This window comes from Gemmiger sp., assembly GCF_036306485.1.
Classification (GTDB): Bacteria; Bacillota; Clostridia; order Oscillospirales; family Ruminococcaceae; genus Gemmiger.
Window position 1 is genome coordinate 108,796 of the sequence record NZ_JAXJZK010000042.1, and the last position, 23,094, is coordinate 131,889.

Below are 23,094 nucleotides of genomic sequence, written 5' to 3' on the forward strand. Positions count from 1 at the left end.
AACATCCTCTCTCAACCGTGGGGTTCATCATACAAACTGGTTGCGCTCTTTGTTGTATTCATACCCCACCTGGGCGAGTTTCGCACACAATCCATCTTCCTCAACATTTTCCGACAGGCAGAAATCTTCCAGACTCTCGTTCTGGTCGCGGAGTCTGGTATTCACATAGCTTAACAGAATTACGGGATCGGTTGGCAGCATATAAACCTCCAAAGCAATGGGATATAAACACAAAAATGCCGGCCACATACGTCGTGACCGGCAAATTTTGCGTCTTTCTCAGACCGCGCGGGTAACCTTACCCGAACGCAGGCAGCGGGTGCAGGCGTAGATATACTTCGGGGAACCATCGACAATCGCTTTGACGCGCTTGACGTTGGGATTCCAGGTACGATTGCTCCGACGATGAGAGTGAGAAACCTTGATGCCGAAAGCGACACCCTTGCCACAACATGCACATTTGGCCATTCTGCTTGCACCTCCTTTAACATAGCTGTAATATCATACCAAACTTTGCGGAAAAATGCAAGAGTTTTTTCCAAAAAATCTTTCCGGGAAGGTGCTTTTTTTCAATTCCCGCCGCATTTTTGCCGCAAAAACCGGCGCCTGCCCTTGTGCTTGTGCGGTTTGTACGGTATAATATCCTAAATAACTGTCGCTGTATGCGGCCAAACGACGAGGTGGCTATGAACGGTCTGCTGGGTCCGGAAGTTCTGTATCAATATCTGATCCGTGCGGTGGTCATGCTGATCGTGATCCCGTTTCACGAGGCAGCGCATGCCCTGGTCAGCTGGCGGCTGGGGGACCCCACCGCCAAAAATGCGGGAAGACTCTCTCTCAATCCGGTGCGGCATTTTGACCCGCTGGGGGCCATCTGTATGATCGTCGGCGGTGTCGGCTGGGCAAAACCGGTGGGCATCAAACCGATGCGTTTCCGCAATCCCAAACGGGGCATGGCCATCTCCGCGGCAGCGGGGCCGATTTCCAACCTGCTGCTGGCCTATCTCTCGATAATTGTCTACAAATGTGTTTTCTACGCAACCTGGGGCGGTGCGCCGCAGGTTGTTCTGGATTTCCTGTATTACATGATCGCCATGGACATCAGCCTCGGCGTGTTCAACCTGATTCCCGTCCCACCGTTTGACGGCAGCCGGATTGCGCTGCTCTTCCTGCCCGACAAACTGTATTTCCGGGTACAGCGGTATGAGCGGTATATCATGGCGGCTGTGCTGTTCCTGGTTCTCTTCGGCGTGCTGGACCGGCCGCTGGGGGTCTGTGTTTCGGCTGTCTGGGAGCTGTTGCTGCGGCTGACGGGCTTTGTGGAGCCCCTGTTCGGAATTGGGTAAGGAGTAGGAATGGAAGTTCTGACCTTTAAAACGGAAGATTTTGAGGGCCCGCTGGATTTGCTTCTCTATCTGGTGGGCAAAAATAAAATGAACCTCTATGATATCAATATCATGGAGCTGATCGAACAATACACCGCGGCCATCCAGACGATGCAGGACAACCGGATGGAAATTTCCAGTGATTTTATCGATATGGCGGCACACCTGGTCCAGATGAAAAGTGCGCTGCTGCTGCCCCGCAGCCCGGAAGCCGAGCGGATGAAGGCGGAACTGACCGGGCGGCTCATCGAATACAGCACCTGCAAGAAGATCGCCGCCGAGCTGGGAAGCCGGGCGCGGGATCTGTATACGGCAGTCCGTACGCCGCAGAAACTTGAAGGCGTGGCGGAGTATTCCCGCAAGCAGGACCCCGACCGGCTGGTTCAGGCGTGGTACAGCCTGATGGGCCGCAGTCTGCGCAAACGAAAACCCACCCAGGAGCGCTTTGAACCTCTGGTGACCGCACCGTTCGTGTCGGTGGCAAGCCGGGTGGCATTCATGCTGCGCGGAATGCTGCGCGGCAGCCTGCACCGGATGGGGCAGCTGTTCAGCAAAGAGGAGAGCCGCAGCACCAACGTGGCAACGTTTCTGGCCCTGCTGGAACTGATCCGGGCCGGACGGCTGAGCATTGATGCAGACGGCGATCTCCGGATGGATCGTACCAGACATCCGCGCCGCAAACAGAAGGAGGAATCGGTTGATTCTCATGAGTGATCCTACAAAAACCGGAATGATGGAAGCCATGCTTTTTGCCAACGCGGAGCCGGTGGAAACGGCGCGTCTGGCAGAAGCCATGCGGGTGGAGCCGGCAGAGGCACAGCAGATCCTGACCGAGCTCCAGCAGCATTATGATGAAACCCAGAGCGGCCTGACGCTGCTGCATTTTGACGGAGACCGCTGGCAGATGGCAACCCGCCCGTATTACGGCGAGGTCGTCAAGCGGATTCTGGATACGCGCCGCAATGCGCCGCTTTCGGCCGCCGCGCTGGAAGTACTGGCTATCGTGGCCTATAACCAGCCGGTCAGCCGCAGCTTCATCGAGCAGGTCCGCGGGGTGGATTCTTCCTCCACAGTCTCCAAACTGATGGAGCGCGGACTGATCGAGGAGGCCGGACGGCTGGACCTGCCGGGCAAGCCGGTGGCCTTCCGCGTGACCGATACCTTCCTGCGGGTATTCGGACTGGGCAGCCTGGCGGACCTTCCGCCGCTGCATGAGGAGGAGCCTCAGGAGGACACCGAAGAAACGGAGCGTGTCCCGTGAACGGCGCCGCGGCGGTTCTTCTGATCCTGGGCAAGGGACTGGGGATCGTCCTGCTTCTGATTCTGCTGGCGCTGGCGGTCTTTCTCGTCACGCCCATGGGGTTCCGCTTTGCCTACCGGCCGGGTTCGGTGGAGGTCTGGGCCAAATTCGGCCCTTTGCGGAAACGGATGTATCCCCGTCATGCCCGCAAGCCAGAACCGGAAACCGCAGAGCCGGAAACACCGGCGCCTCCTGCGGCAGAACCTGCCCCGCAGACGGAAGGAAAGGCTCCCGAAAAACCGGAACCCAAGCCGGATGTGACCGACCGCATGATCGACGCGGCGGGCAGCGATCCCGGCAAAACCCTGCATGGTCTGTTCCGCCTGCTGATGTCGCACGGCGGCCGGATGCTGCGCCGGGTCAGGGTGCGGCGGCTGTATGTGTTCTGGACGGTCACCGGAGAGACGGCGGCCTCCACGGCCATTTTGTACGGGACCGAGATGGCGGCCTGGAATACCGCACTGGCCATTGCCCGGGACCATCTGCGGATTCATGCCGACAGCCTCTGGATAGAACCGGATTTTACCGGTCAGAAGACCGATCAGCGGCGTGTTTCGTTCGAGGTCCTGGCACCGCCGGTTGCGGTGCTGACGATCGGAGCACGTCTGATCATCAAGATTCTGCGCGATCCCACCATTCTGGACCCGGGATCGGATTCCACGAAAACACAAGAAACCCAATCTTAGGGAGGTAATTTACAATGGCAGAACATCCGATTGAAGGCCTGATGGGCATTACGATGGAAAAAATCCGCCAGATGGTGGATGCCAACACCATCATCGGCAATCCGATCACGGTGGAGGGAACCATCATCATTCCGGTTTCCCGTGTGACCTTCGGGTTTGTGTCGGGAGGCTCCGACGTGGGGCAGAAGGCGACCAAGGAGATGTTCGGCGGCGGTTCCGGCGCCGGCGTTTCGGTGGCGCCCATCGCGTTCCTCGTCATCAGCAACGGCAATGTCCGGACGGTTCAGCTGATGGAGCATGTCAGCCCGCTGGATAACGCCATCAACGCGCTGCCCGAGCTGGTGGACAAGCTTACCGCACTGCTCAAGAAAGAAAAGAAAGAGGATGCCGCCAAGGCCGAAGAGCCGAAAAGCGAATCCTGAAGAGGAGTATTATGGCACAGCAACGAATTCAGAAAGTGCTTTCGGATCAGGGCGTGTGTTCCCGCCGTGCGGCCGAAAAGCTCATTGACGAAGGCCGCGTCAAGGTCAACGGTCACCCGGTCACGCTGGGCGACAAGATGGACCCGGATTTCGACAAGGTCAGCATTGACGGCAAGAATGTCCGGGTGGTCCGCAAGCGCCAGTATATCTATCTGATGCTCAACAAACCGCGCGGCTACATCACCACCGCCTCGGATGAGCGCGGCCGCAAGACGGTCATGGATCTGCTGACCGGACTGGACCGCCGTGTCTATCCGGTGGGCCGGCTGGACAAGGACAGCGAAGGCCTGCTTCTTCTGACCGACGACGGTGCGTTCGCCAATCTGCTGACGCATCCCTCGGGCGGCGTGGGCAAACTGTACCGTGTCACGGTGCGGCCCCGCGCTACGGAGGAACAGATCGTCAAGATGTCCAGCGGCGTGGTGCTGGATGACGGCGTCAAGACCAAGCCGGCGGTGATCCATGTTGTCACCGACGAGCCGGGCCGCACCGTGATGGAGATCACCCTGCATGAAGGACGCAACCGCCAGATCCGCCGGATGTGCGAAGCGGTCGGCCTGGAAGTGATCCGCCTGAAGCGCAACGCCGAGGGCCCGGTCAAGCTGGGAATGCTCCAGCCCGGGGAATACCGGGAACTCAAGCGGTCCGAAGTCTCCGCACTCCGGAATGCCGCGATCAAGTCCGGCAGCGCAAAACTGGCTTCCGCAGCCCCCGCTGCACGGCCCGGCCCCCTCAAACGGCGCGGCTGATCCCCTGATTTCTACAAAAAAATCGGGAAAATGGGATGAATTTTGTAAAAAGTCTCTTGTCTATTTTTCTACAAAGTAGTATAATCAAAGCATATGGCATGTGATAACCATCTTGCTTATAGAACCGACAGGAGGTCAGTATATGGCAGCAAAAAAGCCCGGCAAGGAAACCATCCTTGCAGAATTCTTTGACGAGGGATCTTATTCTCCGTTGTTTACCGACGGCGCCGTCAGTGCCGCGTTCGGCTGTGCCAACGGCCAGAGCGTCTATGCGGTGTATCAGAACGGTGAACCCGTCGGCGTGCAGGACATCAACAAGACCATCCGCGTTTTGGAGATGGCTGCCGAGACCGGCAACCCCGTTGTCACCTTCTACAACTCCAACGGTGCCAAGATCGAGGGCGGCCTGGAACTTCTCAACGCCAACTCCCGTCTGACGGCCCAGATTGCCCGGATCTCCGGCGTTGTGCCCCAGATCGCGGCGGTGATCGGCACCTGTGCCGGCACCAGCGCGGTGCAGGCTGCGGCGGCGGATGTCTGCGTGATGGCCAAGGATGCGGAACTGTTCCTCAATGCACCCTTCAATGCAGAGGACAAGGTCAAGGCAGCCGGCACTTCGGAGTTTGCCGCCAAGGCCGGTGTGGCTGCGGTTGTCGTGAAGGACGCTGCCGAAGTGGCTGCCACGGTTTCCAAGATCCTCGGACTGCTGCCGGCCAACAACCTTGCCGGCCCCGCTGTCTTTGATTTTGACGCCCCCACCGCAGCGCTGAACCTTTCCAAGTACGATGCCAAGGGCGCGGCAGAGGCCATTGCCGACGCAGACAGCCTTGTGGAGCTGTACTCCGGCTACGGCACCAACGTCTATACGGCGCTGGGCACCGTCTGCGGCATGGCGGTCGGTATTGTCGCCACCGCCAAGGGCACCCTGTGCCACAAGTGCACCGCCAAGGCGGCCCGCTTTGTGCGTCTGTGCGATGCGTACAGCATCCCGGTGCTGACCATTGTCAACACTGAGGGCTTTGTCCGCAGCGAGGGCGATGACCAGGCTGGCGGTATCCGCCAGGCTGCCCGTATGGCCGGCGTTTACGCCGAGGCCACCACGGTCAAGGTCGCTGTCCTGGCCGGAGAGGCCGTCGGCCCGATCTACACGGTCTTTGCCGCTTCGGCAGACTGGCGGATCGCGGTGGAAGGCTGCACGGTTGCGCCGCTCGCTCCCGAGACGGCCGTCACGGTTCTTTATAAGGATGAGATCTTTGCTTCGGACAACATCCAGCAGGCCACCCGTGAAAAGACCGCCAAGTATCAGGCGGAAGTCTGCAGCGCATCCGCTGCGGTGGCAAACGGTGCGGCCGATACGGTCGCCAAGCCCGCCGATGTCCGCTCTGCCGCTGCGCAGGCTCTGGATATGCTCGCCACCAAGCGTGCGGTGCGCCTTTCCAAGAAGCACGGCAACATCACCCTGTAATTTACAACTGAGTAGAAGGAGGATCTCCCCATGAAAAACCTGATTGTTACTGTGAACGGTGTTGCCTACAATGTCACCGTTGAAGAAAATGCCAATGGCGCGGCCGCTCCCGTTGCCGCACCCGCTCCGGCTCCGGCCGCTGCTCCTGCCCCGGCGCCTGCCGCTGCGCCCGCTCCCGCTGGTGCCGCCGGCGCCGTGACGGTCTCCGCTCCGATGCCCGGCAACATTCTGGATGTCAAGGTCAAGCCCGGCGACTCCGTCAAGGCCGGCGATACGCTGATGATCCTCGAGGCCATGAAGATGGAGAACGAGATCAGCGCTCCGCAGGACGGCACTGTCGCGAGCATCAATGTCCGCAAGGGCGATACCGTCAACTCCGGCGATACGCTTTGCACGATGAACTGATGGCAGTTTTCGCTTGAATGAGAAAATGAGGTGAACGAGATTGGCTAAGAAACCTATTAAGATTACCGAAGTCGTTCTGCGTGACGCGCATCAGTCTCTGCTTGCGACCCGCATGACGATGGACGAAATGCGCCCGATCCTGCCCGAGATGGATAAGATTCCGTATTTCTCGGTCGAATGCTGGGGCGGCGCTACCTTCGATTCCTGCATCCGTTTCCTGGACGAAGACCCCTGGGAGCGCCTGCGGATTCTGCGCAAGGAACTGCCGCATCAGAAACTGCAGATGCTGTTCCGCGGTCAGAACATGCTCGGCTACCGTCCCTATGCGGATGACGCCGTCGAGTACTTTGTTCAGAAGAGTGTCGCCAACGGCATTGATGTCATCCGGATCTTTGACGCCCTGAACGATCCCCGCAACCTGCAGACTGCCATCAAGGCGGCCAACAAGGAAGGCGCCCATGTTCAGGCCTGCATCAGCTATACGCTGAGCCCGGTACATAACAACGAATACTTTGCCGAGTACGCCAAGACGCTGGAAAGCATGGGTGCCAACTCCATCTGCATCAAGGACATGGCCGGTCTGCTCAAGCCGTATACCGCCTATGACCTGGTGAAGAAGCTCAAGGAGACCGTCAGCATCCCCATCGATATCCACAGCCACTACACGGCCGGCCTGGCTTCGATGTCCATCATCAAGGGCATTGAGGCAGGCGCCGATATCATCGATACCGCCATGAGCCCGCTGGCTCTGGGCACGTCCCATATGCCGACCGAGAGCCTCGTCGCCGCCCTGCAGGGCACCGATTACGACACCGGCCTGGATCTGAACCAGCTCAATGTCGTGCGCAACTACTTCAGCAAGCTGCGTGAGAAGTACATTGCCAACGGCCAGATCAGCCCCAAGAGCCTTGGCGTCGATGCCAACACGCTGCTCTATCAGGTGCCGGGCGGCATGTTCTCCAACATGCTCAAGCAGCTCAAGGACGCCGGCAAGGAAGACAAGCTGGACGAAGTTCTGGCCGAGATCCCGCGTGTCCGTGAGGATGCCGGCTATCCGCCGCTCGTCACGCCCACCAGCCAGATCGTTGGTACGCAGGCTGTCTTCAATGTCATCCTCGGTGAGCGCTACAAGATGGTCACCAAGGAATTCAAGGGCCTGGTCCATGGCGATTACGGCAAGACCCCGGCTCCGATCAAGAAGGAGTTCAGCGACTTCATCCTGAAGGGCGAAAAGCCGATCACCTGCCGTTTTGCCGACACGCTGGAGCCCGAGATGGATAAACTCAAGCAGGAAGCTGCCAAGTATGCCATCCAGGAAGAGGATGTCCTGACCTACGCGATGTTCCCGCAGGTTGCGCCCAAATTCTTTGAAAAGCGCAATGCCCGGATGCATGGCGTGGATGCGGCGCATGCCGATTACGAATCCAAGTCCCATCCGGTTTGATGACCGTTTTATGAGAGAAAAGACACCCGTGGGGGAGCGCCTCCGCGGGTGTCTTTTTGTATGTCGGAACGCCGGCCTCGGCAAACATTTACATTTCAGAGCGGCTCTTCCTCTTGTACAGTGAGTGTACTAGTGCTATAATACAGTCAGAACAAAGAAACACTGACAGAAAGGAGGAAAAGGCATGGTCAGTTTCAGAGGCCTGAAGTTCCATGAGGATGAGCCAGTCTATCGGCAGATCGCCCAGAGCCTGAAACGACAGATTCTGCTGGGAACAGCAAAGGACGGGGATGAGATGCCCAGCCGGCGAGAGCTGGCGGCACAGACCGGAATCAACCCCAACACCGCACAAAAAGCCTACCATCTGATGATGGAGGAGGGGTATATCCGGACCGAGGGAAACAGCGGAAGCCGGGTTTGTCTGACACCGGAACTTTATGCCTGGATCGAAGAGGAAATGACGCGCGGCCTGGTTCAGCGGTTCGTGCGGGAAGCAAAGGAAAACCACTTGTCCTACAAGAAAGTGATCGGCCTCGTCAGTGAATTATGGGACGAGGAAAGCTGATTTTTTTACATGATGTGTACTAATCAAATAATACACTGAAAGGGGAATCCACCATGCAAACCGATTGGAAGCGTACCCTGCGTCTGGCTGCGTGGACCTGGCGGATGGGCCTGCGCGGACTGCTGATCAGTTGTGCACTGGCCACTGTCCTGGAAGCGGGCCTGCTGTTCTGGGCGGATTCGCAAAAGGCCAATGCCGGACTGAACTTCAACGGTCTGTTTCTCGGGACCTTTTGCCCGCTGATTTTTGCCGCGGCCTATCTGGCCGGGGCGTTCTGTGCCCAGCGTTCACTGGCGCAGCCCGGCCAGAAAAGTCACATCGGATATACCTTGTACATGATGAACCTCCCGCGCTGGCAGCTGTTTCTGGCACAGGTCCTGGCAGGCATTCTGTCGCTGTGGATCGTCATGGCCTGGCAGATACTCCTGATCTTTGTGTTGTATCTGCCCGTCCATGTACTCCATCTTGCCTGTGCACAGCAATCTCTCGCCTTGCCGGTGTCCGGAGCCGGGTCGTTCTGGTCCGTGATGGCGGACAACTACCTGCTCCGCGTGCTGGCGCCCGTGAGCGGGAAGGGATTCCTGGTCCTTGCCCTGCTGCTGATTGTTCCTGCCGCCATTGTGCCCGGCGTGTTCCTGCATCAGGGATTCCGCAAATTTCTCGCCGTCTGCCTCATGCTGACAGCGGCGGCAGTCTGTATGGCGATGACCGCGGCCTATGTGATAGGCCTCAGCGGTGACGAAGCGCAGTTCCCGCTGACACCGCTCTGCGCCGTTCTGGCGGGGATGACGGTTCTCAGCACGGGATGGTCCGTCTATTCGATGAAACATGCGGAAGCAATTCGGTAAAAGGAGGGGAAGACGATGAAACGAACGGCAGAACCGGACAAGGTCCGGCGCAGAAGGCCGGAGAAGGCTGCGGCGGTTTTTCTTGCCGTGTGCATCGGTGTCATGCTGGCCGGAGGGCTTTTCCTGCGGTTCGGAACGAATCCGGATCAGATTCATCTCGAAACACAGCAGGGGGATGCCGCAGCCCTGGATGGCTTTGTCCTCTCCGGCGTCAATCAGGGAATGACATCGGAAATTCGCTTTTGTCTGGAGAATGGACAGATCCGCCAGAAATCAAACCTGAAATCCAGCCTTACCGGGGATGGGATGGCTTCCGATACTCTCTATATCGGGCAAAGCTACGCGGTCATGCCCGAAGACCGCAAAACGCTGGGAAGCAACCTGTCCAAAGGATATTTTTCCTATCAGCAGCAGGGCGTCGGCATGTTCTATACTTCTCAGTATGCCCTGTCACTGACCGGAGCCGTTACCCGGGCCTATGAGATGATAGATCTCACACTCCGCGACCCCAATGTGGAGGAATCCCGGTCGCTGCATTTTCCCTTCAAAATCGTCCAGTTCAGTGAGCCTGCCACCGCGTACACCACCGTGTACGCTGACCGGACTCAGGATTATTATGTAAGTGCGTCTGTACCGCAGAACAGCGATGCCGAATTGATCTCCGGCACCGTGCTGGACGACAAGGTGTATGTGGCGGTGGATGATGTGCCGGGGCTGCTGGTAGATCCCGGTCTGTATCGTGTGGACCAGCTCCTGACCGGGGAAGAGATCGATGCGCTGCCCCGGGATGCCGAGGTGGAAGGTTATCCGATTCTGGCAAGCAGCACCCCCTACGGCTCGATGACAAAATTGTGTGACTTCACCGGCAAAACCCATCTGGCTGACCTGCGGACTGCAGGCGGATTGCTGTGGCTGCCGCAGAAACAGCCGGACGGGTCGGTGGCCATCGAGTTTTACAATCCGGAAGGGAGCCTTGCGGCATCTTTCCCGATCAGCGGATGGCAGGAAGAATCGGCACTGTACGGACTGGATTCTCTCAAAGACGACGAAGCGGCATTCGTGTACTGCCCGCAGGGCAACGAATCCGAAGATCTGCCCCGGTATTTCTATGTTCTCCGCCTGGGTAACGGTACCATAACCGCACAGGGAATGGCTCGGTCGGATGCCGCACAAAACAGCGTGGAGGCGGCCTCGCTGAGTGCAGACGGCAAGCGTCTGCTTCTGGTATGCCGTGACCTGGCATGGACCAACGCTAACGGCGGCCCGGCGGACGCGGAAAATCGGTATCAGACCCGTCTGGACGCATACCGGCTGGAAGTGTATGACGGTGCCACCGGTCAGAACCTGTATACCGGATTGCTGGATCTGGGACGGTTCCTGCGTTGGACGGACAACATCCGGCAGAACGGTACACTGATGCCCGAAATGGCAAATCTCGCATCTGCGGGACGGATTCAGCTGGATACCTATGAACAGCGATTGTTCTACTGGCCGGAAAAGGAGGGATGAAACATGCAGACAAACCGTCTTGTTTCCTTGATGAGCTGGCAATGGCGGATGGTCCGCAAATTCTATGCGGCGGTTCTGGGGCTGTTCACTGCACAGCAAATCGCGGTACTGCTCTTCCTGGCGGCCCGCAAAAGTATGATCGGAATGCGGTATTCTACCTTGTTTGTCCATGGGCTTCAGTGTGAGCTCTTCCTGCTGACGGCGGTTGTCCTGGCCTGCGGGGTGGGCATCTGCCCGTGGAGAACCCGTGACGGCGCCCGGGTCGGCTACACACTGCTGACGCTCCCGTTCCCGCGGGGGCTTCTTCTGGCGGCAAACATCCTGCTTTGTATGCTGCTGCTGATCGGTCTTGCCGCCTGGCAGGTTGTGCTGTTCCTGGCAATGTCCCGCCCGGTCTATCTCGTCTCCATGCAGGTCGCCGAGCTGTTTGTGTCGGGGGTGGCGGTGCCGTGGAATCCCTATCCCGAGCTGGCCTGCACCCCGCTGATCGCCGCGCTTCTTCCGACCCGTGCCGGGAGCATTGCCGCCCTGATCGAAGGCATGCTGGCGCTGTCGGTCGGAATGGCCTGTCTGTTCCTGCACCGCGGCGGATGGCGGATTCTCTGCGGAATCCTCACAGCGGTGGGATTTGCCGCTGCCATTCTGCAGGCCTGGGCAGCCGGACTTTCCGGAGTGACCGAGTTTGTCTGGCCGGCCGCCCTGACAGCCGTGATTTCGCTGCTGATCAATCTGTGGTGGGCGAACCGGGCCCTGAAACGGGCCACCTGTTTGTAAGGGAGGACAGTTGAGATGAAATCCAAAACCAAGAGACCTTACAGGCAATTCCTGGCGGTAACGGCAGCCATCGCCGTTCTGGCGGCAGTCTCCATTGGATACCGCATTGCCGGCCGGCGTGCATTGGAGACAACACTGACCAGTACCTATGGCGATGCCGGAAAACTTCGCGGCTTTACGCTCTCCGGCATCACCGACGGTGAACCGTTCTACCGGGTTTCGTTCCGACTCCGGGATGGGGAGATCGAGAATCAGGTGGATATTTCACCTGCAGAACTGCCGGAGACGTCCGTTTCCTGGGCGCGCAGTCTGCTCTGTCCTGATCCTGCAACGCGGGATGCCGTCAATGAACAGGGCGGATGGAGCAACCCGGATGTTGTGGCCTATTCCCAGGCGGATACCTTCTATAAAATGGTCGTTCTCCACCTGCCGGACCAGACCTCGGTCCGCTTCCGTGTCGCAACGGCAAAGCTCGATACAGAACAGTCGGTGTATGCCTATCTGAAGGACGGATCGGTGACCGCCGACTGGGAGTGTTCCGGCACGGGAATCTCCGACCTGGATCTCGGCGCCGATCAGATCGTTGAGGAGGAAGGCATTCCGGAGCGGAACGGGTCGTACTTCTTCTGCATGCAGACCGATAACGAATGGCCGGCAGGTGTATACCGCGTTGAAGAATCTCTGCAGGATTCGGAAGTGGCGGCGCTCCCCCAGGAAGGCAGCGTGCTCGGCGTCCCCTGCGTGCCGGCCAGTACCTCCTACGGCAGGATTGCCTTGTTCTACCGTCCCGATGACACCGTCAGAATGTACAATTGCAGCGATGTGGGCAAGGGACTGGCGGTTCTGTATGAGAATACCGCGGGCAAACTCTGCCTGGATTATGTGGCGGACAACGGACAGTGTGTCGATCACCGTGAACTCCTCGCAACCGATGCCGACACAGTCTACATGACCAGCCGCCTTGCCCGTCAGAACGAAACCGATGCCGCCTTCCTCATCCGGGGACTGGACCGGAATGACCAGCAGCTTCTGTGTGAGACGCTCGTGCTGATGCGTACCCGGGACGGCGTGATTGAAAAGTTTGAGACCAAGGCGCGTTCCCGGTCGGAAATGCAGAATGCGGTCCAGGCTGTGCTGTACAATGACGACGCAACCGAAGTGATGCTTGTGGAGTGGCGGTTCCTTCCGCTGCAGATTCACGACGGTGTGTATGAAGACACGTCGGAATATCCGGCGGGGTATCAGATTGCCGTGTACGATACACTCAGCGCAGCGGTTCCGCTCTATACCGGCATACTGAATACTGCAGAACCGACGGATCTGAATCTGAAATTCCTGTCCGACAGTTTCGGATGGCGCAGCTTCCTGCACTCCGGTTACAGTACGCCGGGGTCTGTGACGACGTTTGGAAACAATCTGCCCGGAGCTGCGGATTTTGACGGAGGTGTGACGAATGATTGAGGTAAAAGACCTGACGAAGATTTACAGGAAACACGGCAGGAAAGTCGGCCTTCTCGGGGCGAGTTTTGAAATTCCCGACGGACAGATTGTCGGCATTCTGGGCGAAAACGGCGCCGGCAAAACCACGCTGCTGCGGGCCATGGCCGGACTTCTGCCCGGCGTCAAGGGACAGGCGCTCTTTGACGGCAAACCCGCCGGAAAACAGTATGAGCGGATCAGCTATATGACCGGCGAGGGCAGCTATTATCCCAACCTCACGGTGGGGGAATACGGCAATTTCCTGGCTGACCTGCACACCGCCTTTGACCCCGAACGGTATGCGGAGTTCCTGCAATTTTTTGCGCTGGACCCGCGTGATAGGATCGGAAACCTGTCCACCGGTCAGAAAGCCCGGGTGGAACTGGCCAGCGGCTTTGCCAAACGGGCTTCGTACTATCTGATGGATGAACCGTTCCTGGGAAAGGATGCCTTTACCCGGAAGGATTTCATCAAACTGATGAGCGGGACCCTGCACGGGGAGGAAACCATCCTCATCTCGACGCATTATCTCGATGACATCGAACATTTCATTGACCGCGCCCTTGTCTTCCATCGCGGAGAACTCTCCAGCGATGCCATGCTGGATGATCTCCACGAAAGCGGCAAGACGCTCTTCTCGTTCATGTCCTCCTGCTGCGGCTGGGACCCGGAACACTATCTGGAATTCGGAAAAGAGGGGGAGGACGCATGATTCATCTGACACCCCAGGAAACCGCCTTGCTCGCCGTGCTGGAAAATAACCGCGGCAAGATCATCACCCGGAATTTTCTGATGACCTCGGTCTGGGGATACCCGTCCGATACCCGTACCAGGACCCTGGATGTCCACATCCAGCACCTGCGCAAAAAATTCGGGGGTTCCCTGCATATCGAAACGATTTACCGCGTCGGTTACCGGCTCTGCAGCTAAGAAAACGGCCCGGACTCCCTGTTCTGAAACGGGAGCCCGGGCCGTGTTTATTTCTGTTCGCTGGCGCCTACCAGGGCGTCATACTGTTTGAGGATGGCCGGATCATTGAGCTTGATCGTGTGTCCGGAAAGCCGGTGCAGGGAATTCTCCTCCGGAATGCGTCCGAAGATCAGCCGCTGGGCACACAGTGCCTGCGTCCGGAACCCTGTCTTTTCGTTGAGGGTGCGGTTGCCGTATTTGATGTCCCCCAGAACCGGGTGCCCCAGGTAAGCCAGGTGGGCGCGGATCTGATGGGTGCGTCCGGTGACCAGGCCGATGCGGCACAGCGCAAAGGGACCATCCCGGCGGATGACCGTCACATCGGTGATGATCTTTTTGTACCCTTCGCTCTCCCGCGCGTGAATCCGGACTTTGTTGCCCTTCTCGCTGTGCTGCAGCCAGGCAATCTGACGGCCTGCCGGCGGCGCGCCCACGGTGATGGTCAGGTATTCCTTCTTCATCCAGTCCATCCGTATGATCTCGTTCATATCGCGCAGTGCCGTATATCGTTTGGCCGCAATGACAAGGCCCTCTGTGCCGCGGTCCAGACGGTTGCACAGCGCCGGGGCAAACCGGTTTTCGGCCGTCGGGTCATACTCGCCGCGCTCTTTGAGCTGGGCACAGAATGCCTCGATCAGATTGGGGTCCCCGGTCCGGTCGCTGTGGCAGAGCAGGTGGGCGGGCTTGTAGAGCACCGCAATGTCCTCATCCTCATAGATGACGGTGACGGGCGGCTGACGGCGCGGCGGCTTGCGCACAGTCGTGACAGGCTTGAGAGGAAAGAACTCGTCATTGATGTACAGCTCGATCACATCGCCTTCCCGCAGGCGGGTGTCGGGTTCGGCGCGCTTGCCGTTGACCTTGATCCGCTTGTTGCGGAAACTCTTGTACAGCAGACTGCGGGGCAGATCCTTGGTGACGGCTTCCACAAAACGGGACAGCCGCACATCGTTCTCGTTTTGGCCGGCTACAAACTTTTTCATCTTTACCTCTCATCCTCTTTGCAATCGTGTTGCCAATAGTATATAATAGAATGAGCCAAAGGTAAAGGATGTGCTGACCGTGCAGGAAAAGAAAGCTGCGGAAAATTTTCACGCCGATCACCGTGCCAGAATGCAGGCACGGGTAGCGCGGGATGGCCTGACCAGCCTGGCGGCACATGAAGTTCTGGAATATCTGCTCTTCTTTGCAATTCCGCGCAAGAATACCAATCCCATTGCGCACCGCCTGATCCAGCATTTCGGAGGATTCTGCGAGGTTCTGGAAGCCAGTGAGGAACAGCTGATGGAGGTGGAGGGGATTGGTCCCAGCAGTGCCAGGCTTCTGCATTCGTTCAGGGAAGTGGCCCGCTTCTATCAGATCCAGAAACAGCGGGAAAATCCCGTGCAGCTCAACTCCACCGAAAATTGTTTTGAATATGCCCGGCCGCTCTTCACCGATCCGCGCCGGGAAGAATTCTACATGATTGCGCTGAATGACAACCTGATGCCGCTCAAGGATATCAAGATTGCCGACGGCGTTCCCAACCGCGTTCAGTTCGACTTCAACAAACTCATCCGCGACGCGATTCTCAGCGGCTGCAGCTGCGTTCTGCTCGCCCACAATCATCCATCGGGGGTGGATAACGCATCCCCGGCGGATATTGCCGCTACCAATGCCATTGTCCGTACCCTCGGGCAGGTGGGAATCGACGTGATCGATCATGTCATTCTCACGCCGCAGTCGGGATACAGTCTCGCAGAGCACGGCCGGATTCCGACCTACAACCCCAGGACCGACTCGCTGCTGTGCTCCGATCGCGCTCCGCGAGAATCAGATTCCCAAAAGAATACCAAATAAAAAAGTGCCGCCCCTTCATGGGGCGGCACTGCTGTGCAGATCAGCCTTCCGGAATCAGGACGCCGTAGCCGCCGTCGGCCCGGCGATAAACCACCTGAATCTTATCGTTCTCGGTGCTGTGATACAGGAAGAAGCTGTGTCCCAGCAGATCCATCTGCAGGATGGCTTCCTCGGTGCTGCACGGTTTGACGGTGAACCGCTTTTCACGGACCACGTCAAAGACCTCTTCCGGTTCTTCCGCGGGAAGTTCGGCGGCGGCAGCCGTCAGCTTGCTTCCCAGACGCTTGCGGTATTTGACAACGCGCCGGGTCAGCAGATCCACCGCATCGGCCAGCGCATCTTCCATGCGATCGTCGGTTTTTTCGGCACGCATCGTCAGACCGTTGCTGCGCAGGGTGATTTCCACGGTCTGCCCGCTCTTCTCTACCGTGACGGTCACCTGAGTCTGAGCTTCTTCCGGGAAGAACTTGTCCAGCTTGGCAAGTCTCTTTTCGGCGTTCTCAATGAAACTGGGCTTGAGCGTTACGCGGCGACCAGTGCATACAACTTTCATACGATGACCTCCCTTGATATTGGGTGGCGTGCACCCGATTGGAAATCCATCCTCCGTATCGCGGTGGGGGATTTCCTACTTCTATTATAGCAAGCGTGTACAAAAAGTCAAAATATTTTTCTGACGGAAAATAAATTTTGTAAAATGTTCACAATTACCGCTTTGAGCCGGCAGAAAGGAAACAGGACGGAGCTATGGATAAATTTGCGATATTGCAGCAATACTTCGGACATCACAGCTTTCGTCCGGGACAGGAGGAACTGATCGATGCACTGACATCGGGGCGGGACGTGCTCGGCGTCATGCCGACCGGCGCCGGCAAATCCGCCTGCTACCAGATTCCGGCCCTGATGATGAACGGTGTGACGCTCGTCATCTCGCCGCTGATTTCCCTGATGCAGGATCAGGTGACCGCCCTGCGGGAGGAGGGAATCCAGGCCGCCTGCCTGAACTCCTCGCTCTCGGAGGAGGCTTTCGGCGAGGTACGGCGCAATGCGCTGAACGGGGCCTACAAGATTCTCTATGTGGCGCCGGAACGCCTGATGACGGATAGCTTTCTGTTCCTGGCCTCCCATCTGCAGCTGGCGCTGGTCGCGGTGGATGAAGCGCACTGCGTCTCCCAGTGGGGGCAGGATTTCCGGCCCAGCTACCTCCGCATTGCCGAATTTCTGGATACCTTGCCGGTCCGCCCCGTGGTGGGGGCTTTCACGGCGACAGCGACCGAACAGGTCCGGCAGGACATCACCCAACTGCTGCAGCTGAGATCCCCGCTGTGTATAACGACCGGATTTGACCGCCCCAACCTGTATTTCGGTGTCGAGCGCCCCCGCGACAAGGAGCGCTTCCTGGAAGAATATATTCTGGATCACCCCGGCAAAAGCGGGATCATCTACTGCGCAACCCGCCGGACGGTCGAGTCCGTCTGCCGCCAGCTCCGTGCGGCAGGCATCTCGGCAACACGCTATCATGCGGGACTGACGCCGGAGGAACGCCAGAAGAACCAGGAGGATTTCGTGTATGACCGCCGGCGCGTTATGGTTGCCACCAATGCGTTCGGAATGGGCATTGACAAATCCAATGTCAGTTTTGTGCTGCATTACAATATGCCGAAAAACCTCGAAAACTATTATCAGGAGGCCGGCCGCGCCGGTCGTGACGGCGAAAAGGCGGAGTGCATCCTGCTGTTTTCTCTCGGGGATATTGAGACGGCCCGGTATTTCCTTCAGAATTCCAGTGAAAACGAGGCGCTGACCCCCGAACAGCGGGAGCAGGTGTTCAAACGGGATGCCGAACGGCTGGAGACGATGGTCGGATACTGCAAGACCACCCGCTGCCTGCGGGGGTATCTGCTGGAATACTTCGGCGAACACCGGGAAGGAAAATGCGGCAACTGCTCCAACTGCAACGGCGATTTTGTTGAGACCGACATCACAACCGAAGCCCAGAAAATCCTGTCCGGTGTGGCCCGGATTCAGAAACGCTGGCCGGGCGGGCTCGGCGTGGTGGCGGTCGTACAGATGCTCCGCGGTTCCAAGGACCGCAAAACCCTGGACCGCGGCCTGGATGAACTGCCCACCTACGGCATCATGAAGGACACTCCGCCCCAGCGGATGCGGCTCTACCTCGATGCGCTGGAAGAACAGGGGTATCTGCTGACCGAAACGGGGGATTACCCGGTTGTGCGTCTGCTGCCCGGGGCCTCGGAAGTTCTTTTTCATGGCCGGACCGTCAGCATGACGGAACGCCGCTCCGAGGCTGCACGGCGCACCTCCCGCAGCAAGAAACCCGAACCGGAAGCACCGGGCTCCCTTCTGGCTGAACTCAAAGCGCTGCGTTCCGAACTGGCACAGCAGAACCACGTCCCGGCCTATATCATCTTCAACAATGTCAGTCTCGATGAGATGGCGGAAAAACAGCCGCGGACGATGGGCGATTTCATGCGGATTTCCGGTGTCGGCGATGCCAAAGCGCGCAAATACGGCGCCGCTTTTCTCAAAGTGATTGCCGGCTGGGTCAACGCGCAGCAATCGTGATCCGGCAGGCGTAAAAATTTCCGCGCCGGAGGGGAAAGGGCTTTACTTTGCCATCCCTCTGTATTATAATGAAATACAACAATAAGTTGTCAAAACGAGTACGCGACTGCGGGGAGGACATCATGACAGAACAGGAACCCAGACAGGACGAAGTATTTCATCTCAAGGCTCCTTTTTCGCCCACCGGTGACCAGCCGCAGGCGATTGACGCGCTGGTGCGCGGCCTGCAGGCGGGCGACAAAGGGCAGACGCTGCTGGGTGTGACGGGCTCCGGCAAGACCTTCACGATGGCCAACATCATTGCGCGCTGCAACCGCCCGACGCTGATCCTGGAGCCGAACAAGACCCTTGCGTCCCAGATCTGCACCGAGATGCGCGGATTTTTTCCGGATGATGCGGTAGAATATTTTGTGTCCTACTATGATTACTATCAGCCGGAAGCCTATATTCCGTCCACCGATACCTATATCGAGAAGGACAGCGCCATCAACGATGAGATTGACCGTCTGCGCCATTCTGCCACGGCGGCCTTGTCGGAACGGCGGAATGTCATCATTGTGGCCAGCGTTTCCTGCATCTACTCGCTGGGCGACCCCATCGATTACCGCAGCATGGTCATCAGCCTGCGGCCCGGGATGCAGATGGAGCGCGATGAGCTGTGCCGCCGTCTCGTCAAGCTGCAGTATGAGCGCAACGATATGAACTTTATCCGCAACAAGTTCCGCGTCCACGGCGATATTGTGGATATCCATCTGGCTTACAATGACGAGTTTGCCATCCGGGTCGAGTTTTTCGGGGATGAGATTGACCGCATCTGCGAATTTGATCCGCTGACCGGCGAACGCCGCAACGTGGTGCGGCATGTGGCCATCTTCCCGGCCAGCCATTATATCGTGGGACCCGAGAAGATGAAGGAAGGCCTTGCCAAAATCGAGCAGGAGATGGAGCAGCAGGTCAAGGCATTCACCGAGGAAGGCAAACTGCTGGAAGCCCAGCGCATCCAGCAGCGCACAAAATACGATATGGAGATGTTGCAGGAAGTGGGCACCTGCAAGGGCATCGAAAACTATTCCGCTGTGCTTTCGGGGCGCAAACCCGGATCGACGCCCACAACATTGCTGGACTATTTCCCCGAGGATTTCATCCTCATGGTGGATGAGAGCCATGTCATGCTCCCCCAGATCCGCGGCATGTTCGGCGGAGATTACAGCCGGAAAAAGACCCTCGTCGAATACGGGTTCCGGCTTCCCTCGGCGTTTGACAACCGACCGCTGAAATTCGAGGAGTTTGAGTCCAAGGTCGGGCAGACCATCTTTGTCAGTGCTACCCCCGGCGCCTATGAGCGGGAACATTCCAGCCGCATTGCCGAGCAGGTGATCCGGCCCACCGGTCTGCTGGACCCGGTCATTCTGGTGCGTCCCGTGGAAGGCCAGATCGAGGACCTTCTCGGAGAAATCCGTCTGCGGATCGACCGCGGCGAGCGTGCGCTGGTCACGACGCTGACCGTCAAGATGGCCGAAGATCTGACCGATTATCTCGAGGAGCACGGCGTCAAGACCAAGTATATGCACCATGAAGTGGATACCTTTGAACGGATGGAGATCATCAAGGATCTTCGTCTGGGCGCGATTGATGTGATTGTGGGCATCAACCTGCTTCGCGAAGGTCTTGATCTGCCGGAAGTCTCGCTGATCGCCATTCTCGATGCCGACAAGGAAGGCTTCCTGCGCAGTGAGACCAGCCTGATCCAGACGATTGGCCGTGCGGCGCGCAACGCCAACGGCGTGGTGCTGATGTATGCCGATGAGGTCACTCCGAGCATGGAGCGGGCCATCATGGAAACCGAACGCCGCCGCGGCATTCAGGATGCCTACAACAGGGAACATGGGATCACGCCCAAAACCATCGTCAAGGCGATCGGCGAAGGGCTGGAAATCAGCATGAGCGAGGAGAACAAGAAACTCCGCCAGCGCCGGATGAGCCGCGCCGAACGGGAACAGACCATCGCCCGGCTGACCAAGGAAATGAAGGAAGCCGCCCGGCTGCTCGAATTTGAGCATGCGGCCTTCCTGCGCGATGAGATTGAAAAACTTCAGCGCGGAGAAGACCCGACCACGGCGGACAACAGCGAACGCCGCGCTACCGAAAAGCAGCGCAAGGGCAGGAGGAAGTACAGGAATTGAGCAATATTCAGATTGATGCGAACAACCGCATCACCATCAAGGGCGCGCGGGAGCACAACCTCAAGAATGTCAATCTGGTTCTGCCGCGCAACAAACTGATTGTGATGACCGGTCTGTCCGGCTCGGGAAAATCCAGTCTGGCCTTTGACACGATCTTTGCAGACGGGCAGCGCCGTTATATGGAGAGCCTGTCCAGCTATGCGCGGATGTTCCTCGGCCAGATGGAAAAGCCCGATGTGGATGAAATCACGGGACTCTCCCCGGCGGTGTCGATCGACCAGAAAACGACCAGTCACAATCCCCGGTCTACCGTGGGCACCGTGACGGAAATCTATGATTATCTCCGCCTGATGTATGCGCGCATCGGCGTGCCGCATTGCCCGGTCTGCGGCCGGGTAATCAGTCAGCAGACGGTGGACGAGATGGTGGACGAAGTCCTCAAGCTGCCGGAACGTACCCGGTTCCAGGTCCTGGCGCCGGTGGTCCGCGGCCGCAAGGGCACCCAGGCCAAGGAACTGGACGCCGCACGGCGCGGCGGCTTTGCCCGTGTCCGGATCGACGGCAACATGTATGATCTGGACGAAGAAATCAAGCTGGAAAAGAACATCAAGCACAATGTCGAGATCGTGGTGGATCGCCTGGCCATCAACGATACGGTGCGCAGCCGGCTGGCCGACTCCATTGAGACGGCGGTTTCGCTGACCGGCGGTCTTGTCTGGATCGATGTGATCGGCGGGGAGATGATGGAGTTCAGCCAGAACTACGCCTGCCCCGAGCACGGTATCTCGATGGATGAGCTTTCCCCGCGGATGTTCAGTTTCAATAACCCCTTCGGCGCCTGTGAGACCTGTACGGGTCTGGGCACCTTCATGAAGGTGGACCCGGCGCGCGTCATTCCGGATCGCAGAAAAAGCATCCGTGAGAGCGCCATCAAGGCGAGCGGCTGGTACTATGCCGAGGGTTCCATCTCGGAAATGTACTATAAAGCGCTCGGCAAGCGGTACGGCTTTACGCTGGACACGCCTGTCCGGGAGATGAGCGAGGAGGCCGTCCACGCGATTCTGTACGGCACCGGCGATGAAAAGATCGAGATGCAGCGCGAAAACATGTTCGGCTCCGGCACATACCGCAACACCTTCGAGGGCGTTATTCCCAATCTGGAACGGCGTTTCCGTGAAACCAACAGCGAATGGGTCAAGGAAGAAATCGCGCTGGTCATGTCCAGCGAAGAGTGCCCCACCTGCCATGGGCAGCGCCTCAAACCCACCAGCCTCGCGGTGACGGTGGGCGGCATCAACATCGCCCAGTTCTGCGATATGAGCGTGACCGAGGAACTTGCGTTCATCGAGAATGCTCATGTTTCGGAGCGTGACGAGATGATTGCCGCCTCCATCTTCAAAGAGGTTCGGGAGCGGCTCGGTTTCCTGCAGAGCGTAGGATTGGGGTATCTTACGCTGTCCCGCGGAGCGTCGTCGCTTTCCGGCGGCGAGAGCCAGCGCATCCGTCTGGCAACCCAGATCGGCAGCGCCCTCACCGGCGTGCTGTATGTGCTGGATGAGCCCAGCATCGGTCTCCATCAGCGGGACAATGACAAACTGATTGCCACCATGAAACGGCTGCGGGACCTCGGCAATACGCTGATCGTGGTCGAACATGACGAGGATACGATGCGTCAGGCAGACTATCTGGTGGATGTCGGCCCCGGTGCCGGCGTGCATGGCGGCGAGATCGTCGCAGCCGGCAGCGTGGAGGACATCTGCAACGCCCCGCGGAGCGTCACCGGCGATTATCTGTCGGGCCGCAAATTCGTCGAGGTGCCCACACAGCACCGCCCCGGCAACGGCAAGTCGCTGAAGATCGTCAAGGCCCATGAAAACAACCTGCAGAACATCACGGTCGAGTTCCCGCTTGGCAAGATGATCTGTGTGACCGGCGTCTCCGGCTCCGGCAAATCCACCCTGGTCAATGAGATTCTTTACAAGACGCTGGCCGCGGCACTGAACGGCGCCCGCAGCCGGCCGGGTCAGTGTGAGGAAGTGCAAGGGATGGAATGGGTCGATAAGGTCATCGGCATTGACCAGTCGCCCATCGGCCGCACGCCGCGATCCAATCCGGCCACCTATACCGGCGTGTTCGGGGACATCCGGACGCTGTTTGCCAATACGCAGGACGCCAAACAGCGCGGATACGGCCCCGGACGGTTCAGCTTCAACGTCAAGGGCGGCCGCTGCGAAGCCTGTGAAGGCGGCGGTATCGTCCAGATCGAAATGCACTTTTTGCCGGACATCTATGTGCCCTGCGATGTCTGCAAGGGAAAACGCTACAACCGCGAAACGCTGGAAGTCAAATACAAGGACAAGACCATCGCCGATGTGCTGGATATGACGGTGGAGGAAGCCTGCAATTTCTTTGCCAACCAGCCCAAA

24 protein-coding genes are annotated in these 23,094 nt (G+C 58.4%); 20 read left to right on the top strand and 4 right to left on the bottom strand.

Annotation, left to right across the window (positions count from 1 at the left end; translation table 11 throughout):
• Nucleotides 1-27 precede the first annotated feature (27 nt).
• Both U0L91_RS08840 and rpmB read right to left on the bottom strand, forming a co-directional pair.
• Nucleotides 28-201: a DUF4250 domain-containing protein gene (locus U0L91_RS08840; RefSeq protein ID WP_330046162.1), complete on the bottom strand. Its 174-nt coding sequence runs from the start codon at nt 199-201 to the stop codon at nt 28-30.
• A 78-nt stretch (nt 202-279) separates the two neighbouring features.
• Nucleotides 280-468, bottom strand: a complete 189-nt coding sequence (gene rpmB, locus U0L91_RS08845) for a 50S ribosomal protein L28 (protein WP_330046164.1) — start codon at nt 466-468, stop codon at nt 280-282.
• 218 nt (nt 469-686) lie between these two features.
• Here rpmB and U0L91_RS08850 point away from each other — a divergent pair, with 218 nt between their 5' ends.
• The 16 genes from U0L91_RS08850 (at nt 687) to U0L91_RS08925 (ending at nt 14,021) form a co-directional block, all read left to right on the top strand.
• On the top strand, nt 687-1,346 hold the full coding sequence (locus U0L91_RS08850) for a site-2 protease family protein (RefSeq protein WP_330046166.1): 660 nt from the start codon (nt 687-689) through the stop codon (nt 1,344-1,346).
• 9 nt (nt 1,347-1,355) lie between these two features.
• Nucleotides 1,356-2,099, top strand: coding sequence for a segregation and condensation protein A (locus U0L91_RS08855; RefSeq protein WP_330046168.1), 744 nt, complete (start codon nt 1,356-1,358; stop codon nt 2,097-2,099).
• On the top strand, nt 2,092-2,646 hold the full coding sequence (gene scpB, locus U0L91_RS08860) for an SMC-Scp complex subunit ScpB (protein WP_330046169.1): 555 nt from the start codon (nt 2,092-2,094) through the stop codon (nt 2,644-2,646). Before U0L91_RS08855 ends, scpB begins: the two co-directional genes overlap by 8 nt.
• Complete coding sequence (locus U0L91_RS08865) at nt 2,643-3,371, top strand: hypothetical protein (RefSeq protein ID WP_330046171.1); 729 nt, start codon at nt 2,643-2,645, stop codon at nt 3,369-3,371. The genes scpB and U0L91_RS08865 overlap by 4 nt, the downstream gene beginning before the upstream one ends.
• Nucleotides 3,372-3,385: 14 nt before the next feature.
• On the top strand, nt 3,386-3,793 hold the full coding sequence (gene ytfJ, locus U0L91_RS08870; protein ID WP_330046173.1) for a GerW family sporulation protein: 408 nt from the start codon (nt 3,386-3,388) through the stop codon (nt 3,791-3,793).
• An 11-nt stretch (nt 3,794-3,804) separates the two neighbouring features.
• Nucleotides 3,805-4,602 carry a pseudouridine synthase gene (locus tag U0L91_RS08875; protein WP_330046175.1) on the top strand — a complete coding sequence of 266 codons (798 nt, stop codon included), beginning with the start codon at nt 3,805-3,807 and terminating at the stop codon, nt 4,600-4,602.
• 142 nt (nt 4,603-4,744) lie between these two features.
• The gene (locus tag U0L91_RS08880; RefSeq protein ID WP_330046176.1) at nt 4,745-6,067 is read left to right on the top strand and encodes a carboxyl transferase domain-containing protein; all 1,323 of its coding nucleotides are present in this window, start codon (nt 4,745-4,747) and stop codon (nt 6,065-6,067) included.
• Between the two features lie 30 nt (nt 6,068-6,097).
• Complete coding sequence (locus U0L91_RS08885; protein ID WP_330046177.1) at nt 6,098-6,472, top strand: biotin/lipoyl-containing protein; 375 nt, start codon at nt 6,098-6,100, stop codon at nt 6,470-6,472.
• A gap of 40 nt (nt 6,473-6,512) precedes the next feature.
• The gene (locus U0L91_RS08890) at nt 6,513-7,916 is read left to right on the top strand and encodes an oxaloacetate decarboxylase subunit alpha (RefSeq protein ID WP_330046179.1); all 1,404 of its coding nucleotides are present in this window, start codon (nt 6,513-6,515) and stop codon (nt 7,914-7,916) included.
• Nucleotides 7,917-8,100: 184 nt separating this feature from the next.
• Complete coding sequence (locus tag U0L91_RS08895) at nt 8,101-8,481, top strand: GntR family transcriptional regulator (protein WP_330046181.1); 381 nt, start codon at nt 8,101-8,103, stop codon at nt 8,479-8,481.
• A 53-nt stretch (nt 8,482-8,534) separates the two neighbouring features.
• Entirely contained in the window at nt 8,535-9,329 is a 795-nt protein-coding gene (locus U0L91_RS08900) for a hypothetical protein (RefSeq protein WP_330046183.1), read from the top strand.
• A gap of 15 nt (nt 9,330-9,344) precedes the next feature.
• The gene (locus U0L91_RS08905; RefSeq protein WP_330046185.1) at nt 9,345-10,838 is read left to right on the top strand and encodes a hypothetical protein; all 1,494 of its coding nucleotides are present in this window, start codon (nt 9,345-9,347) and stop codon (nt 10,836-10,838) included.
• A gap of 3 nt (nt 10,839-10,841) precedes the next feature.
• Nucleotides 10,842-11,612 (top strand): hypothetical protein, encoded by a 771-nt coding sequence (locus U0L91_RS08910; protein WP_330046187.1) that lies wholly within the window; start codon nt 10,842-10,844, stop codon nt 11,610-11,612.
• A 15-nt stretch (nt 11,613-11,627) separates the two neighbouring features.
• Nucleotides 11,628-13,073 (top strand): hypothetical protein, encoded by a 1,446-nt coding sequence (locus U0L91_RS08915; protein ID WP_330046189.1) that lies wholly within the window; start codon nt 11,628-11,630, stop codon nt 13,071-13,073.
• A complete protein-coding gene (locus U0L91_RS08920) occupies nt 13,066-13,803 on the top strand; it encodes an ABC transporter ATP-binding protein (protein ID WP_330046191.1) in 738 nt (245 codons plus the stop codon). Before U0L91_RS08915 ends, U0L91_RS08920 begins: the two co-directional genes overlap by 8 nt.
• A complete protein-coding gene (locus U0L91_RS08925) occupies nt 13,800-14,021 on the top strand; it encodes a winged helix-turn-helix domain-containing protein (protein ID WP_330046193.1) in 222 nt (73 codons plus the stop codon). Before U0L91_RS08920 ends, U0L91_RS08925 begins: the two co-directional genes overlap by 4 nt.
• Nucleotides 14,022-14,068: 47 nt before the next feature.
• Here the strand turns inward: U0L91_RS08925 and U0L91_RS08930 are convergent, their stop codons facing one another.
• Nucleotides 14,069-15,043 (bottom strand): RluA family pseudouridine synthase, encoded by a 975-nt coding sequence (locus tag U0L91_RS08930; RefSeq protein WP_330046195.1) that lies wholly within the window; start codon nt 15,041-15,043, stop codon nt 14,069-14,071.
• Nucleotides 15,044-15,122: 79 nt separating this feature from the next.
• Between U0L91_RS08930 and U0L91_RS08935 the strand changes: the two genes are divergently transcribed.
• Entirely contained in the window at nt 15,123-15,899 is a 777-nt protein-coding gene (locus tag U0L91_RS08935) for a JAB domain-containing protein (RefSeq protein ID WP_330046197.1), read from the top strand.
• 40 nt (nt 15,900-15,939) lie between these two features.
• Here U0L91_RS08935 and hpf read toward each other — a convergent pair whose 3' ends face one another.
• Nucleotides 15,940-16,452 (bottom strand): ribosome hibernation-promoting factor, HPF/YfiA family, encoded by a 513-nt coding sequence (gene hpf, locus U0L91_RS08940; RefSeq protein ID WP_330046199.1) that lies wholly within the window; start codon nt 16,450-16,452, stop codon nt 15,940-15,942.
• A gap of 194 nt (nt 16,453-16,646) precedes the next feature.
• Here hpf and recQ point away from each other — a divergent pair, with 194 nt between their 5' ends.
• The 3 genes from recQ to uvrA all read left to right on the top strand — a co-directional run.
• On the top strand, nt 16,647-18,485 hold the full coding sequence (gene recQ / locus U0L91_RS08945) for a DNA helicase RecQ (RefSeq protein ID WP_330046202.1): 1,839 nt from the start codon (nt 16,647-16,649) through the stop codon (nt 18,483-18,485).
• A 122-nt stretch (nt 18,486-18,607) separates the two neighbouring features.
• Nucleotides 18,608-20,668 carry an excinuclease ABC subunit UvrB gene (gene uvrB, locus U0L91_RS08950; protein WP_330046204.1) on the top strand — a complete coding sequence of 687 codons (2,061 nt, stop codon included), beginning with the start codon at nt 18,608-18,610 and terminating at the stop codon, nt 20,666-20,668.
• Nucleotides 20,665-23,094 (top strand): excinuclease ABC subunit UvrA (gene uvrA, locus U0L91_RS08955; protein WP_330046206.1); only part of this gene is annotated, 2,430 nt, incomplete at its 3' end. The genes uvrB and uvrA, both read left to right, overlap by 4 nt.